The sequence below is a fragment of the Clostridium sp. CM038 genome, from assembly GCF_055081105.1.
In genome coordinates this window covers 2,659,469-2,674,660 of sequence record NZ_CM143651.1, presented here as the reverse complement: position 1 = coordinate 2,674,660, position 15,192 = coordinate 2,659,469, and the positions used below count along the sequence as shown (strand labels likewise).

Below are 15,192 nucleotides of genomic sequence, written 5' to 3'. Positions count from 1 at the left end.
ATATTAATAAAAGAATATTCAAATTATTCAAAATGTGTTATAATGACATTAGAATAGGAGGATAAAAAAGAAAAATTATAACTAGATTTAAATTTTACGAACAAATGTTAATGTTAAGGAAGTTTTAAAAAAATTACTGTTTAGTTTCAAATAATATATGTGAAATATATAATTATGAACAAAATTTTAAATAAATAATAAGAGGTGGAGTATGGAAGAATATAGGGGTTACGTAATAGAAGTTGTAGAAAACAATGAGAAAGAATATCCATATAAAGCAATAGCAATAAAAGAAGAGCAGGAAATAAAACATAAGGGTCATAGTAAACTGCAAGCTATCGATTTTGTTAAGGGAACAATTAATTTAACAATAGCTCGAAATGCTAGTCAATAAATATTTAGTATTTTAAAAAGTGTTAAAAAAACATTGCATATTAACAAAATATATGTTATTCTTAATGAGTTGGGATTGCAAAATCAACAACAACAAGATATTTGATATGATTAAAACATTACCTTTTTAGGCATATAAAGTAAATCAGATCTTAAATCTTAATATAATTAAAAAGGAGAAATGTTTAAATGGCTGATAAGACTATAGTATGTAAAGATTGTTCACAAGAATTCGTATTCACTGAGGGTGAACAGGAATTTTATAAAGAAAAAGGATTCGAAAATGAACCACAAAGATGTCCTGATTGTAGAAGAGCTAAAAAACAACAAAACAATAGAGGATTTCAAAGATAATATTATCTAAGAAAAATTACCTATAGGAATTAATTCCTATAGGTTTTGTTTTGTAGAAAATTATTGCATAATTTTAAAAAGAATATGGTATAGTATATAGAAGATAATGCATATGCATTATTATAAGTACATAAGTAAAGGAGCGATTTGAATATGAAAAACATAAAATTAAGTAAAGCTAATTTAAATAAAATTAGAATAAATAATGTTATAATTGCAAAAACACAACATATTCATGGGGGAACCTATGAAGGAGGAAGAGTTGATGGTAAGAAACATGGCGAGGGCACTTTTAGTTATAGCGATGGAAGTAAATATGTAGGCCTTTGGAAAAATGATCAAATGCATGGCCAAGGTACACTGGCTTTTTCAGGTGGAGAAAAATATATAGGAGAGTGGAGTAATGATGAAAAACATGGATATGGAATATATACATGGCCTGATGGTGAAAAATACATAGGATTTTGGGAAAATGGTGAAAAATGTGGTCAAGGTATTTGTACATGGCCAGATGGAGACACATATGTAGGTGACTTAAAGAATGGACTTAGGCATGGAGAAGGAATTCATACTTGGGCCCAGGGAGAAAAATATATAGGGCAGTGGCAAAATGATGAAAGAGAAGGGCAAGGAATGTATATTTATTCAGATGGAGAAATTCAAATTGGAGAGTCTAAAAATAACAAATTAATAAGGTGAAGTAATTGTTGAAATAACAGATGAAAAATTCTGTTATTTTTTTATCGTTAATGACATTTCAGCTTCGAAGATGATTTAAGTGGAACCTTTTTGTAGTAAGCATAATATTATATAACAACAAAAGAAGCATTAATGGCAGAAACTTAGGAAAAATGATTTTAAACAAAAATATTTGCCTTCGGAGAGGGGGGGAATATATATGTGTTGTTGGTGGATAATATTATTATTACTAGCTGATGATTGTGGCAGGAATGATTGTGACAGAGATGATTGTTGTTGCAATACTGTTGTAATAAATTGCAATAAGAGACATCATAGAAGAAACCGTAATAGATGCGATTTCTAAAATTGTTATAAGGGTTTTGAATGTTAGTATAAAAAAACTAAATTAAGCATTTAAAATTAAGGAGACTTTAGATATTTATTCTAAAGTCTTCTATTTACTATTAAAAAGTATATTTATACTATAGTAATCTATTCAAATAAATAAGAACAAGCTGATTAGTATGAATATTTATTGGACAAAATAAAGGTTGTGGAGGTGTGAAAATGCTTGAAAGTATATTTTTAATAATGCTTAAATTATAAGGAAACAAAAAAATATGGAACAAATTTATATGTTCTTTTTAATAGATAAATTTTCAAGTAGAATAGTTTATTATGGTTAGACCTTTAGTGTATTATGCAATAACAATATTGATGGGATGCCTTACTTGTTTGATTTTAATAAATAATCCTATTTTAGGTGCAGTTATAGCTGCAACCTTTTTAGCTATAATGTTTTTTACTATAGATAAAAAGTTTTTTTATATAGTAGTTTGCTTTTTTATTATTGGAACTATAAATTATTATTCTTATTTTAATACTAATCTGCCAAGTAAGCAAAAGTTAAAAGTGAGGATTTCAGAAAAAAGTACATATTATTGCACTGCGAAATATGATAATAAGAAAATTGTTTTGGAAGGCGATATCTTTGAATTAACGCAGGGAAGAAGTTTTTGGATAAATGGTAATTTTCGAAAATTGGCAGTGTATGAAAGAGGCATCGTTGGAACATATACAGTTAAAAATTATAAGATTTGTAATGAAGATTTAATATCGAAAATTGAAAGTTTTAGAAGAGGCTTATATGAAAAATTTTTAGAAGTATTAGGAAAAGAAAAATCTGCTTTAGTTATGGCAGTATGTTTTGGAGACAGTGGATACATAGAAAAAACGCAAAAAGAAGATTTTAAAAAATTAGGTATCAGTCATGTTATAAGTGTATCAGGACTACACATGTCAATAGTATATAAAGCTTTAGAAATTATTATGGGTTATAAAATAGCTTTATTATTTTCTTTTGGATATATGATATTTACGGGAGGTCAAGCCTCTACAATAAGAGCATTTATAATGATTTTTATATTGAAAATATCAAGTATGGTTTATAAAAAATATGATAGCTTATCTTCTCTTAGCCTAGCGGCAATTATACTATTAATAATTAGACCTTTTTATATTCTTGATATAGGCTTTATGCTCTCATTCCTTTGTGTTCTGGGAATTATAGTATATAATAAGAAAATGAAAAAGGTGCTATACAAATTACCATCTGCTTTAAACGAATCTTTTAGTTTAAGTCTAAGTTCCCAAATATTTTCTATGCCTTATGCAATTGGAGCCCTTAAAACTTTTAGTTTAGGATTCCTTTTTAGTAACTTATTGTTATTGCCATTCTATACGATAGTTGTGGTGCTGGGGAATATGGGTTTAGTACTTAGCCCAATTTATCAATTGTTCAATTTAGTAAACTACGGACTATATACTGTTTTAATGATTATAGAATTTATTCAAAAAATGCTAGGTATATTATTACCAGAAATAATATACTTCTCTTATTTAGAGAGTTTAGTTGTATTTGGACTGTATCTGTGCTATGTTGGAATTAAAAAAGGTTATGGGCAATTTAAGTATGTTCCAATTTGCATTGTTTTTATTTTTGCTTTTCAAAATTATAAGGTTTTTCCCGAGATTAGCTATATAAATATAAATAAGAATGATATAGTTTTATTACAATATAAAAAAACTACAATTGCGGTGACCACAGGCAATATTAATGTGAAGGATTTAAAAGTGCCTGTGAAGGTAGATAAAGTTTTTAAGGGTTACACGGGAGATTCAACTATCAGACTTTCACAGAGATATGCAATTAGGCTAATTAGTAATGGTAATAAATTAGAAGCACAAGTGTGTTTTGTGAAAAACACAAATGTAGAACCCGATAGGGCGGTATTTAATGATAGTGCATTATCTAATAATATCGGTGAAGAAATTATACCATTTAAATGTATTGTAAAGCTAAAAAAGGATGAAACATACACATTGCCAGGTACAATAATAAATAAATATGTAATTATAGGAAACAGAACATTAAAATTTTCACAGGGGTTGGAGGAAATATTTTGATTAACTTTACAGAGCTTGAGAAAAAAATCAAGAAACATGAACTAGATAATTGTTATATATTTTGCGGATCGGATGAAAAACTAATAAAAAATCATGTTGATTTTATAACCGATAATGTATTAAGTAAGGATTTCATGGATTTGAATTACTCGAAATTTGATGGTAGCAAAATTGATTTTGAGACAATTATAGATGCTTGTGAAACCATGCCGTTTATGAGTGATAAAAAGGTTGTGGTTGTATACAGGGCTTCATTTTTAGATGATAGTGGTGGAAGTAAAAATTCGGGAGATATAAAAAGCAAAAATTTCGCTATGCTAGGCGAATATTTGAAAAATCCTTCACCACATTGCATTTTAGTCATATATTATGTGTTTTTAAGTGACAGAGAAAAACCAAGCAATAAAATAAAAAAACTAGATAAAAAATCATGTGTCATAAAAGTTGATAAATTAAGGGGGGAATCGCTTCAAAAAAAGTGCAAGAATTTATTTGAAAACGCTGGAACGAAAATTGGGAGATCAGAACTTACTTTATTCTGTAGCCAGGTAGACAATAACATGGATATAATATTAAATGAAATAGAGAAATTAGTTTCATTTACGCAGGGAAGAGAAATTACTAAAGAAGATATTTTGGAGATGATGCCTCAAAAGAGTGAAAGTGATATTTTTAATTTAGTTGATTATTTGTCTCAGAAAAATATTAAGAAAGCTCTAGACGTTTTAAATGAACTTATATACAAAGGAGAGAAGATACCACTTATCTTATTTATGCTAGGACGACAATTCAATCTTTTATTTAATCTTAAATTAGGCATTGATAGCGGGAAAACAAAAGAAATTTTGGCGAGTGAATTAAAGCTTCATCCGTATATTTGTGAGAAAATGATCTCGCAGTGTATGAAGTTTACAATAAAGGCACTAAAGAGAAATATTGAACTATGTGTCGATACAGAAAAAATCTTAAAAAGTGCGTCTACTGACGATAAGCTAAATATTGAAATTTTTATGATAAAAACTGTTATGTAACATTACAGCTTCATATATGACGATTTAATATCATTTCTAAGACTGTCTACCTTTGAATTATTATTCTTTTAAATATCTTATACAAAAAAAACAAAAAACCGGTGTAAATCACCGGTTTTTTATTATGCTGTTAAACTTAAAGCATTTAACTTAGCTGCTAGTCTAGATTTTCTTCTTGCCGCTTTGTTTATGTGAAGTATTCCTTTTGTTACAGCCATATCTAAAGCTTTAACCACGCTTGCATATGTAACTTTAGCTTCTTCAACATTGCCAGTAACGACAGCTGTCTCAAATTTCTTTACCTTAGTTTTTAAAGCAGATTTAATCATTGTGTTTCTTTGTGTTTTAACTGCAGTAACTCTAATTCTTTTTTTTGCTGATTGAATATTTGCCATTTAATTTCACCACCCTCGTATTTAATAACATGTCAGCAGTCTTGGGTAAAACTGCGTACGAATCTTTTTAATTATTCAACTGATATTATAGCATTAAAATTTAATCACTTCAAGTGAAATTTAATCTATATATATAATTTTTAATATAAGGCGCATTTTAAATAAGTGAAAAGGCTAAAAAAATATTTTTGAAGGGATAGGAAAGGGCTATTAGGAAAAGCTAATATTAAAAATATAGTTGAGGTGAAATTATGATAAGTGTAAGAACAGATTTAGCTGTTGAAGCTAAAGAAATATACAAGGCAGAAAACAATGGTGAGATGCCAGGTGTTGATGTAGAAGAGTATAACAAGGGTGATATTAAAATTACTAATGTAAAAATAGTAAGTGATATTGGCGAAGAAATGATGGGAAAACCAAAAGGTACATATATAACTATTGATATTCCTGAATTTGTTCACTATGATGGTGATGCTATAGACAGAGTAAGCGTTGTAATGGGAGAGGTGCTCGCTCCGCTAATAAAATTAGAGGATAGTATGACAGCGCTCGTGGTTGGACTCGGTAATTGGAACGTTACTCCTGATGCTGTAGGACCAAAAGTTATTTCAAAAATAATGGTGACTAGGCATTTAAAACAATTAGTACCCGACTCTATAGATGAAGGTATAAGGCCAGTATGTGCCATATCCCCTGGAGTACTAGGAATAACTGGTATGGAAACTGGTGAAATAATCCGCGGCATAGTGGAGAAAATCAAACCTAATTTAGTTATTTGCATTGATGCATTGGCTTCTAGAAAAATGGATAGGGTCAACAGAACTATACAAATAGGGACTACTGGAATTTCTCCAGGAGCTGGAATTGGGAATCGGAGGATGGAAATAAGTGAAAAAACCTTAGGCGTGCCAGTTATTGCTATTGGGATTCCAACAGTAGTTGATGCGGCAACACTAGCGAATGATACCATTGATTTAGTACTTGATGAAATGATTAAATCCGCAAATGAAGGCAAAGAATTTTACAATATGCTTAAGTCAATTGATAAGGTAGAAAAACAAAAGATGATTGCTGAAATATTAAATCCATATGTTGGTAACCTTGTAGTTACACCAAAAGAAATTGATATGGTTATAAATTCAGTTTCTAAAATTATTGCAAATGGTATTAATATAGCGCTACAACCAGCATTAGACTTAGAGGACATAAATAAGTATTTGAACTAGTAATAACTTCATATATTCCCTCATATATATTGTATAAGCGGGGGGGATAAAGATGAGTTACAAAGGTATAGAAATTAAAGGTAAATATAAGAATATGCTAAGTAAAAAAATGAATTTTTCAAAATATGCTATTAAAAAAAATAGTAATGTTAGAATATTTTTTTGTGTTTTCATATTACTCATTATTTTTTTATTAAGCCTGATTTTACCTAAAAGTGCCAAGGCGGATAATGAAGGGAAATATAGAAATTACTTTTATGTTAATGTTATTAATAATACATTAGCAGTAATTAAGTCCTCAAACACAGAGCGGCAGTATACTAACAGTGAAAATAGCGTGAAACTTTCAGCATTATCATTGTTAGGAGTAGATATCTTAAATCCTATATCTATAATAGTGAAAGAAGTTGCATTTTTGGATAACGATGACGCTAGCGCTGATGTAAGCAATTCAAAATTTAGTCCTAATCCCTTTAAATTAGAAGATAAACAGGTAAGTAAGGCGGAAGCGGAAGCAGAAGCAGAAGCAGAAGCTAAAGATAAAGATTCTAATCTGGTAGCTCCCCTTGATAATCCTGATTTGAAAAAAGCTTTAAATAATGCAAAGCCTAGAGTGCTTATATACCATTCTCATACCTGTGAAGCTTATCGCACATCAGATAATGATAGATCTAAAATTGATTGTAGTTTAGATCAAACAAGAAATGTTTGCACTGTAGGAGATGTAATTAAAGATGAACTAGAAAAAAAATATGGAATTGCAGTTATACATGATAAAACTGTGCATGATAAAGGAGATTATAATAGTGCCTACAAAAAATCTGGAGTTACTTTAGACAGGTATTTAAAGGAATATGAAAAATTCGATTTAATTATAGATTTACATAGAGATAGTGTACCGAATAAGGGTGCAGTAACTACTAAAATAAATGGGCAAAATGTAGCTAAATATATGTTTGTAGTGACAGATGGAAACCCTAGATACGCAAAGCAAAAGAAATTAATAAATTCCATGATAGGAATATCAAATAAATTATACCCAAATCTTATAAGAGGCAATGAAATTCATGCTTATCATCGTGGAATTAGGTTTTATAATCAAGATAGAAGTGATAATGCTATGCTAATTGAAGTAGGTGCCGAGAGTAATACTGTCCAAGAGGTGAAAAATACTGGTAAGTATTTATCAAGAATAATGGCAGAACAATTAAATGGGAAAAAATGAATAATTTATTTTAAAAAGTGCATCCTTACTAAGGAGAAGATAATAATTAATAATTATTATCTATTTAGGGCAATTGTAAGGAGGCACTTTTTATGCTTAAAAAGGGTAGAATTAAATATTTTCTTGTGATTTTTATTTCTTTTTCTGTTTTAACTTATGGATTCATCAAAGTTAATATTAATAAGACAGAACTTGTGAGAAATAAGTCGAAATTTACAATAGGCTTTAAATTAAAACCTGTCGATTTTAGAATAGAGACTAAGGACTATGGTTTTTATGTGAATAATAAAATATTTGATAACATGAAAAAAAAATGCATTAGTACATACAATGGTATTTTTTCAAAATAATATAAAAATACATATATTAAGCGAAATAAAGTATAATGTAGAATCATAATACGCTTACAAAACTAGAGATATTTATGATATAATTTAATTTATAAAACTAATATGCTTTAGGATAAGTATGTTTATGTTAAGCTAAAGCAAATGATTTGATTCATATAGAATAACGGGGGTACAAATTAATGCCGAGTAATAGACAAAAATACATAAGAAACTTTTCGATAGTTGCACATATTGATCACGGCAAGTCTACTCTTGCAGATAGATTATTAGAAAAGACAGGCACTTTAACTAAAAGGGAAATGGAAGAACAAGTACTTGATAATATGGACCTCGAAAGAGAAAGAGGTATTACTATTAAATCTCAACCAGCAAGGCTCGTTTACAAAAGGGAGAATGGAGAAGAATACATATTCAATCTTATAGATACTCCGGGACATGTAGATTTTAACTATGAGGTTTCAAGGAGCTTAGCTGCTTGTGAAGGTGCAGTGCTTGTAGTAGATGCATCACAAGGGATTCAAGCTCAGACTTTAGCAAATTGCTATCTTGCTCTGGACAACAACCTAGATATTGCACCAGTTATTAACAAAATAGATCTTCCTAGTGCAAGGCCAAGCGAGATAATTCAGGAAATTGAGGACGTAATAGGTATTGAAGCTCAGGATGCTCCTCTAATCTCTGCGAAAACTGGGCTTAATGTAGAGGATGTTCTAGAAGCTGTAGTAAAAAAGATTTCACCTCCTAGTGGAGATGAAGAAGCACCACTCAAAGCTTTAATTTTTGATTCTTCATATGATAGTTATAAAGGTGTTGTATGTTATGTAAGAATCAAAGATGGAATTGTTAAAGCAGGAACAAAGATTAAACTGATGAATACTAATAAAATATACGATGTAGTAGAAGTTGGAGTATTTGTTCCAAATTATCTGACCGTACCGCAGCTAAGTGCTGGGGATGTTGGATATATAACAGCATCTATAAAAAATGTTAGGGATGCACGAGTTGGGGATACAATAACAGAAGCGTCTAGACCAGCGTCTAAGCCGCTTAAGGGATATAAACCAGCAGTGCCTATGGTGTTTAGTGGTATTTATCCGGTAGATGGTGCTAGATATGGAGAATTAAAAGAGGCACTAGAAAGGCTCCAGTTAAATGATGCAGCGCTAGGATTTGAACCCGAGACATCTATCGCTTTAGGATTTGGATTTAGATGTGGATTCTTAGGCCTTCTTCATATGGAGATAATACAAGAAAGAATAGAAAGAGAATTTAATATAGAAATCATTACGACAGCCCCATCAGTTATATATAAAGTAATGAAAACTAATGGAGAATTAATAGAAATAACAAATCCTACAAATCTTCCAGAACCAACGGAAATTAGTTATATGGAAGAGCCAGTAGTTAAAGCGTCTATCATAACACCATCAGAATATTTAGGATCAGTTATGGAGTTGTGTCAAGAAAAAAGAGGCGTATATATTGATATGAAATATATAGAAACCACTAGAGTAGTGCTCAATTATGACATGCCTCTTAATGAAATAGTATACGACTTTTTCGATGCCTTAAAATCAAGAACAAAAGGATATGCATCTTTTGATTATGAATTTAAGGGTTATACCACGACTCAGCTCGTAAAACTAGATATTTTACTTAAAGGAGATAAAGTAGATGCGCTGTCTATGATTGTTCCGGAGGAAAGAGCTTACCATAGAGGAAGAATTATGGCTGAAAAACTAAAAGAGCTTATACCAAGACAAATGTTTGAGATACCAATACAAGCATCTATAAACTCAAAGATAATAGCAAGAGAAACTGTAAAGGCACTTAGAAAAGATGTTTTAGCTAAATGTTATGGTGGAGATATCTCAAGAAAGAAAAAATTATTATCGAAACAAAAAGAAGGTAAAAAGAGAATGAGACAAGTGGGAAGTGTAGAAGTTCCACAAGAAGCATTTATGGCTATACTTAAAGTAGATTAGGAATAAAGTGAGGCTTAAACTATGAAGAATGTTGCGTTGTATATACATATTCCTTTTTGCAAGCAGAAGTGTTTATATTGTGATTTTCCGTCATTTGCTGGTAAAGAGGAGTGTATGCTTGATTATGCCGCAGCTCTAGCAAAAGAAATAAATAGTATAAGAGATAAAAAAATAAAAACTATATTTATAGGTGGGGGAACTCCCACCTATTTATCTTTAGCGGGCTGGGAAATGATAGGGAAAAGTATTGATAGATTGGATATGTGTGACGATTTAGAGTTTACAGTGGAAGGAAACCCCGGAACATTTACAGGGGAAATATTAAACTTTTTAAAAAAAATAGGAGTAAATAGGATCAGCATTGGACTTCAAGCCTTTCAAGATTCTTTGCTTAAAAAGCTGGGTAGAATCCATACTATTGAAGATTTTAAACAAAGCTTTCAAATGGCTAGAAATCTAGGTTTTGATAATATCAATGTAGATTTAATGTTTGGACTTCCGTCTCAAACGCTTAAGCAGTGGATAGAGACTTTAGAGAATGTAACTAACCTTAATCCAGAACACTTATCTTGCTATAGTCTAATAGTGGAAGAGGGAACGGCTTTTTATAAAGGGCTTGAAGAAGGCACATTAAAGCTTCCGGATGAGGAAATAGAACGAACTATGTACGCACAGACAATAGAATATTTAAGAGGAAAAGGGTATATACAATATGAAATTTCAAATTTTGCAAAAATCAATAAGTCATGTAGACACAATTTAGTATATTGGGAAATGGGCGAATATATAGGATGCGGCGCTTCCTCTCATTCATATAGGGATGGGTTTAGGTATAGAAATGAAGAAAATATAGAAAAATATATTAAGAAAATAAATGTTGATTGTTGTGCAATAGTGGAAAAAATAAAGAATTCATTTAAAGATGATATGGAAGAGTTTATGTTTATGGGTCTTAGAAAGAATGTAGGCATAAGCAAAAGTGAATTTAGGAAAAGATTTGACAAAGATATAGATAGTGTTTATAGGGAAGTAATAAATAAATATGTAAGTAATGGATTCATGGAGGAAAATGATAACAATATTTTTTTAACTTATGAAGGTATTGAAATATCGAATGTGATTATGGCAGAATTTCTTCTATAAATGCATTGCCATAAATTTTTGTCTAAAGATATTAATATTATAGCACCACGAAAATCAAAGGAAAGCGTAGTATACTTAATTTAAATCGATATAATCAACATATAGTGGCTAAATTAAAAAATTAAGGTTATTGACAAATACATTAGCAAATGATATTTTTAATACATACTCGTTAGCACTCAACTGTAGTGAGTGCTAATAAAAGAGGTGATATTATGGAAATGGATGAAAGAAAAATTAAAATACTTCAGGCTATAATTACAGATTATATAAATAATGGTGAGCCTGTTGGATCCAGAACCATAGCTAAAAAGTACGATTTAGGTATTAGTCCAGCTACTATAAGAAATGAAATGTCAGACCTCGAAGAGCTGGGATATATAGAACAGTTGCATACATCATCTGGTAGAAAACCATCAGATAAGGGTTATAGATTATATGTTGATAGACTTATGGAACTTACAAAATTATCCAATGAGGAAGAATATATGATCAAAAATCACCTTATTAATGCTGCTTTATATGAGGTTGATAAAATCGTTAAGCAAGCAACACAAATGCTTTCTCTTCTTACAAATCTTACATCTATAGTTAAGGCACCATCTGTTCAAAAGAGCTGTATAAAATATATTCAGCTAATGAATCTAGATGCTGAGAGTATTTTGTTTGTAATTATTACAGACAGTGGTATCATCAAAAATAATGTTATTAAGATTAGAAAACCTATTGGTAGTGATAGCATTGCAAAACTTAACAATATGCTTAATTTTAGATTGAGAAAGCTTACAATTGAGCAAATAAATTTAGAAGTTATTAATAATTTAAAAAGAGATTTAGCATTTTATCAAGAAATTTTTGATGGAATTATTCCAGCTCTATATGATAGTTTGTCTGGTGTTGAGACTTCAGAAGTATATATTCAGGGTGCTGCAAATATATTTAACTACCCAGAATATAACAATATTACTAAAGCTCGTGAGTTCTTAGTTTTAGTAGACAATAAAGAGAGTATAAATAGTTTACTAGGAGTAGGGGACATTACAGGTAATATTACAATTAAAATTGGTGGAGAAAATTTTGTTGAATGTGCTCGCGAATGCAGCATTATAACAGCTGTTTATAGCGCGTCCGGAATACCGCTCGGATCTATTGGCGTTATAGGACCAACAAGAATACCTTATGGAAAAGTTATATCTGTACTAACTGGGATAGTTAAAGAATTAAATGATAATATAGCTCAAATTTATGATGATCATAGATAAATTTTAAAATTAAAAGATTTACTTTGAGCCAGAAATGGAGGGATGATTTAGTGAATACAAATAATCAGGAAATTTTAAAAGAAGATTTAAAAGAAGAAAACACATCAATACCTAATAATGGGGCTTCAAGCTCAGTTGATGAAGCTGGCGAAAGTCAAAGCACTATGGAAGAGACAGAGGGTTCTATAGAGGAAACTGCAGAAGAAGCTGAAATAGTAGAAGAAGTTGAAGAACTTTTAGAAAGTGAAAAAGATATGAAAAAAAATAAGAAAAAATTAGAAGAAGAAAACATTAAATTACAGAGTGAGCTAGATGATTTTAAAGACAAATATTTAAGGACATCTGCTGAATATGAGAACTTTAGAAAAAGAACAGTAAAAGAGAAACATGGTATATACACAGATGCTTGCGCCGATGTTTTAAAAGAGGTTTTGCCAGTACTTGATAACTTAGAAAGAGCACTTTCTGTTGAAGGAACTGGGGAAGATCTAAGAGTCGGTGTGGAGATGACGGTAAGACAATTTAATGATGCCTTTACTAAATTAGGGGTAGAAGAATTAGTCTCAGAAGGTGAATTTGACCCAAATCTTCATAATGCAGTAATGCATGTTGAAGATGAACAATATGGAACTAATGAAATAGTAGAAGTATTCCAAAAAGGTTATAAAAAAGATAACAAGGTATTAAGGCATAGTATGGTTAAAGTTGCAAATTAAAGATTTGTATTATAAAAAAAATATTATAAAAAAATATTATAATAAAATATAAGAATTATAACAATTATAATTGTTATGGTCTAAAAGGAATATGAGGAGGAAATAATAATGGGAAAAATTATAGGAATAGATTTAGGTACAACAAACTCATGTGTAGCAGTTATGGAGGGTGGAGAACCCGTAGTAATTTCTAATTCAGAGGGTGCAAGAACTACACCATCTGTAGTTTCATTCCAAGCTAATGGAGAAAGATTAGTAGGTCAAGTAGCAAAGAGGCAAGCAATTACAAACCCAGACAAAACAATAATGTCAATTAAAAGAGAAATGGGTTCCAATCATAAAGTAGATATTGATGGAAAATACCATACACCACAAGAAATTTCGGCGTATATTTTACAAAAAATAAAAGCTGATGCTGAGGCTTATTTAGGAGAAACAGTTACAGAAGCTGTAATAACTGTACCTGCTTATTTCAATGATAGCCAAAGACAAGCAACAAAAGACGCAGGAAAAATAGCTGGACTTGAAGTTAAAAGAATAATAAATGAGCCAACAGCGGCAGCTCTAGCTTATGGTTTAGATAAAATGGATGTTAACCAAAAAATATTAGTATATGATTTAGGTGGCGGTACATTTGATGTATCTATATTAGAACTTGGTGATGGTTTATTCGAAGTAAAATCAACTAATGGTAACACTAAACTTGGTGGAGATGACTTTGACGAAAAGGTTATGAATCACATAGCCGACACTTTTAAAGCGGATAATGGAATAGATTTAAGAAATGATAAAATGGCACTTCAAAGATTAAAAGAAGCTGCTGAAAAAGCTAAAATTGAATTATCATCATCAATGCAAACAAATGTTAATCTACCATTTATTACTGCAGATGCAACAGGTCCAAAGCATATAGATATAAATTTAACAAGAGCTAAGTTTAATGAGTTAACTCACGATTTAGTAAATGCTACAATAGAACCAATGAAAAAAGCACTTGCAGATGCAGGGTTATCACTTAATGAAATAGATAAAATTGTACTTGTAGGTGGTTCAACAAGAACACCAGCAGTTCAAGAAGCAGTTAAAAACTTTACTGGAAAAGATCCTTCAAAGGGAGTAAATCCAGATGAATGTGTAGCACTCGGTGCAGCAGTTCAAGCAGGAGTATTAAGTGGGGAAGTTAAAGATGTTTTACTTCTTGACGTAACTCCATTAACACTAGGAATTGAAACTCTAGGTGGAATAGCTACTCCTTTAATTGAAAGAAATACTACAATCCCAGCTAAAAAGAGTCAAGTATTCTCAACAGCTGCAGATGGTCAAACATCAGTTGAAATTAACATTGTTCAAGGTGAGAGACAAATGGCTGCAGGTAACAAGACTTTAGGAAGAGTTACTCTTTCGGGAATTGCTGCAGCACCAAGAGGAATTCCACAAATAGAGGTTACTTTTGATATAGATGCTAACGGTATAGTCAATGTATCAGCTAAAGATAAAGGAACAGGAAAAGAAGCTAAGATAACAATTACAGCATCAACTAATTTAAGTGATGATGAAATTGATAAAGCAGTAAAAGAAGCAGAAAAATTTGCAGAAGAAGACAAAACTAGAAAAGAAGAAATTGAAGTTAAGAACAATGCAGAACAGTTAGTATACCAAACTGAAAAAAGCTTGACTGAGCTTGGAGAAAAAGTAACAGAAGATGATAAAAAAGATATTGATGCTAAATTAGAAGCTCTTAAAAAAGTTAAAGACGGAGAAGATATAGAAGCTATAAAGAAATCTACTGAAGAATTAACTGAGGCTTTCTATGCAGTAACTACAAAAATATATCAAGCAGAAGCAGAAAAAGAGCAAGGAGCAAACCCAGGCGAAACTAACGCAGATGGAAATGCTCATAAAGATGACAATGTAGTGGATGCTGACTTTAAAGTAGAAGAAGATGAAAAAAAAGAAGATAAATAA

15 protein-coding genes are annotated in these 15,192 nt (G+C 30.6%); 14 read left to right on the top strand and 1 reads right to left on the bottom strand.

What is annotated here, in order from left to right:
* Positions 1 to 211: 211 nt before the first annotated feature.
* From ACWJKS_RS12380 to holA, 6 genes are all read left to right on the top strand, one after another.
* Positions 212 to 394, top strand: a complete 183-nt coding sequence (locus tag ACWJKS_RS12380) for a hypothetical protein (protein ID WP_165413720.1) — start codon at positions 212 to 214, stop codon at positions 392 to 394.
* A gap of 188 nt (positions 395 to 582) precedes the next feature.
* Positions 583 to 747, top strand: a complete 165-nt coding sequence (locus tag ACWJKS_RS12375; protein ID WP_165413721.1) for a zinc-ribbon domain-containing protein — start codon at positions 583 to 585, stop codon at positions 745 to 747.
* Between the two features lie 153 nt (positions 748 to 900).
* Positions 901 to 1,446, top strand: a complete 546-nt coding sequence (locus ACWJKS_RS12370) for an MORN repeat-containing protein (RefSeq protein WP_165413722.1) — start codon at positions 901 to 903, stop codon at positions 1,444 to 1,446.
* Positions 1,447 to 1,645: 199 nt separating this feature from the next.
* Positions 1,646 to 1,792: a hypothetical protein gene (locus ACWJKS_RS12365; RefSeq protein ID WP_165413723.1), complete on the top strand. Its 147-nt coding sequence runs from the start codon at positions 1,646 to 1,648 to the stop codon at positions 1,790 to 1,792.
* Between the two features lie 314 nt (positions 1,793 to 2,106).
* Positions 2,107 to 3,894: a ComEC/Rec2 family competence protein gene (locus ACWJKS_RS12360; RefSeq protein ID WP_462959681.1), complete on the top strand. Its 1,788-nt coding sequence runs from the start codon at positions 2,107 to 2,109 to the stop codon at positions 3,892 to 3,894.
* Positions 3,891 to 4,925: a DNA polymerase III subunit delta gene (gene holA, locus ACWJKS_RS12355; protein WP_462959680.1), complete on the top strand. Its 1,035-nt coding sequence runs from the start codon at positions 3,891 to 3,893 to the stop codon at positions 4,923 to 4,925. Before ACWJKS_RS12360 ends, holA begins: the two co-directional genes overlap by 4 nt.
* 122 nt (positions 4,926 to 5,047) lie before the next feature.
* Here the strand turns inward: holA and rpsT are convergent, their stop codons facing one another.
* Positions 5,048 to 5,320 (bottom strand): 30S ribosomal protein S20, encoded by a 273-nt coding sequence (rpsT, locus tag ACWJKS_RS12350; RefSeq protein ID WP_165413726.1) that lies wholly within the window; start codon positions 5,318 to 5,320, stop codon positions 5,048 to 5,050.
* A gap of 251 nt (positions 5,321 to 5,571) precedes the next feature.
* Between rpsT and gpr the strand changes: the two genes are divergently transcribed.
* The 8 genes from gpr to dnaK all read left to right on the top strand — a co-directional run bounded on the left by gpr (position 5,572) and on the right by dnaK (position 15,192).
* Positions 5,572 to 6,546: a GPR endopeptidase gene (gpr, locus tag ACWJKS_RS12345; protein ID WP_462959679.1), complete on the top strand. Its 975-nt coding sequence runs from the start codon at positions 5,572 to 5,574 to the stop codon at positions 6,544 to 6,546.
* A gap of 52 nt (positions 6,547 to 6,598) precedes the next feature.
* Positions 6,599 to 7,771 (top strand): stage II sporulation protein P, encoded by a 1,173-nt coding sequence (locus tag ACWJKS_RS12340; RefSeq protein WP_462959678.1) that lies wholly within the window; start codon positions 6,599 to 6,601, stop codon positions 7,769 to 7,771.
* 92 nt (positions 7,772 to 7,863) lie between these two features.
* Complete coding sequence (locus ACWJKS_RS12335) at positions 7,864 to 8,121, top strand: hypothetical protein (protein WP_216301793.1); 258 nt, start codon at positions 7,864 to 7,866, stop codon at positions 8,119 to 8,121.
* A gap of 179 nt (positions 8,122 to 8,300) precedes the next feature.
* Positions 8,301 to 10,106, top strand: a complete 1,806-nt coding sequence (gene lepA / locus ACWJKS_RS12330; RefSeq protein ID WP_216301794.1) for a translation elongation factor 4 — start codon at positions 8,301 to 8,303, stop codon at positions 10,104 to 10,106.
* 21 nt (positions 10,107 to 10,127) lie between these two features.
* Positions 10,128 to 11,249 carry a radical SAM family heme chaperone HemW gene (gene hemW, locus ACWJKS_RS12325; RefSeq protein ID WP_216301795.1) on the top strand — a complete coding sequence of 374 codons (1,122 nt, stop codon included), beginning with the start codon at positions 10,128 to 10,130 and terminating at the stop codon, positions 11,247 to 11,249.
* A 215-nt stretch (positions 11,250 to 11,464) separates the two neighbouring features.
* Positions 11,465 to 12,511 carry a heat-inducible transcriptional repressor HrcA gene (gene hrcA, locus ACWJKS_RS12320; protein ID WP_165413731.1) on the top strand — a complete coding sequence of 349 codons (1,047 nt, stop codon included), beginning with the start codon at positions 11,465 to 11,467 and terminating at the stop codon, positions 12,509 to 12,511.
* A 50-nt stretch (positions 12,512 to 12,561) separates the two neighbouring features.
* Positions 12,562 to 13,227: a nucleotide exchange factor GrpE gene (grpE, locus tag ACWJKS_RS12315; protein WP_258280651.1), complete on the top strand. Its 666-nt coding sequence runs from the start codon at positions 12,562 to 12,564 to the stop codon at positions 13,225 to 13,227.
* 108 nt (positions 13,228 to 13,335) lie between these two features.
* The gene (gene dnaK, locus ACWJKS_RS12310; protein ID WP_462959677.1) at positions 13,336 to 15,192 is read left to right on the top strand and encodes a molecular chaperone DnaK; all 1,857 of its coding nucleotides are present in this window, start codon (positions 13,336 to 13,338) and stop codon (positions 15,190 to 15,192) included.

Excerpts from the sequence above, each read along its gene's own strand:
- ACWJKS_RS12380 (WP_165413720.1), top strand. The coding sequence starts at position 212 with ATGGAAGAATATAGGGGTTACGTAATAGAAGTTGTAGAAAACAATGAG.
- ACWJKS_RS12375 (WP_165413721.1), top strand. The coding sequence starts at position 583 with ATGGCTGATAAGACTATAGTATGTAAAGATTGTTCACAAGAATTCGTA.
- ACWJKS_RS12370 (WP_165413722.1), top strand. The coding sequence starts at position 901 with ATGAAAAACATAAAATTAAGTAAAGCTAATTTAAATAAAATTAGAATA.
- ACWJKS_RS12365 (WP_165413723.1), top strand. The coding sequence starts at position 1,646 with ATGTGTTGTTGGTGGATAATATTATTATTACTAGCTGATGATTGTGGC.
- ACWJKS_RS12360 (WP_462959681.1), top strand. The coding sequence starts at position 2,107 with ATGGTTAGACCTTTAGTGTATTATGCAATAACAATATTGATGGGATGC.
- rpsT (WP_165413726.1), bottom strand. The coding sequence starts at position 5,320 with ATGGCAAATATTCAATCAGCAAAAAAAAGAATTAGAGTTACTGCAGTT.
- gpr (WP_462959679.1), top strand. The coding sequence starts at position 5,572 with ATGATAAGTGTAAGAACAGATTTAGCTGTTGAAGCTAAAGAAATATAC.
- ACWJKS_RS12340 (WP_462959678.1), top strand. The coding sequence starts at position 6,599 with ATGAGTTACAAAGGTATAGAAATTAAAGGTAAATATAAGAATATGCTA.
- ACWJKS_RS12335 (WP_216301793.1), top strand. The coding sequence starts at position 7,864 with ATGCTTAAAAAGGGTAGAATTAAATATTTTCTTGTGATTTTTATTTCT.
- lepA (WP_216301794.1), top strand. The coding sequence starts at position 8,301 with ATGCCGAGTAATAGACAAAAATACATAAGAAACTTTTCGATAGTTGCA.
- hemW (WP_216301795.1), top strand. The coding sequence starts at position 10,128 with ATGAAGAATGTTGCGTTGTATATACATATTCCTTTTTGCAAGCAGAAG.
- hrcA (WP_165413731.1), top strand. The coding sequence starts at position 11,465 with ATGGAAATGGATGAAAGAAAAATTAAAATACTTCAGGCTATAATTACA.
- dnaK (WP_462959677.1), top strand. The coding sequence starts at position 13,336 with ATGGGAAAAATTATAGGAATAGATTTAGGTACAACAAACTCATGTGTA.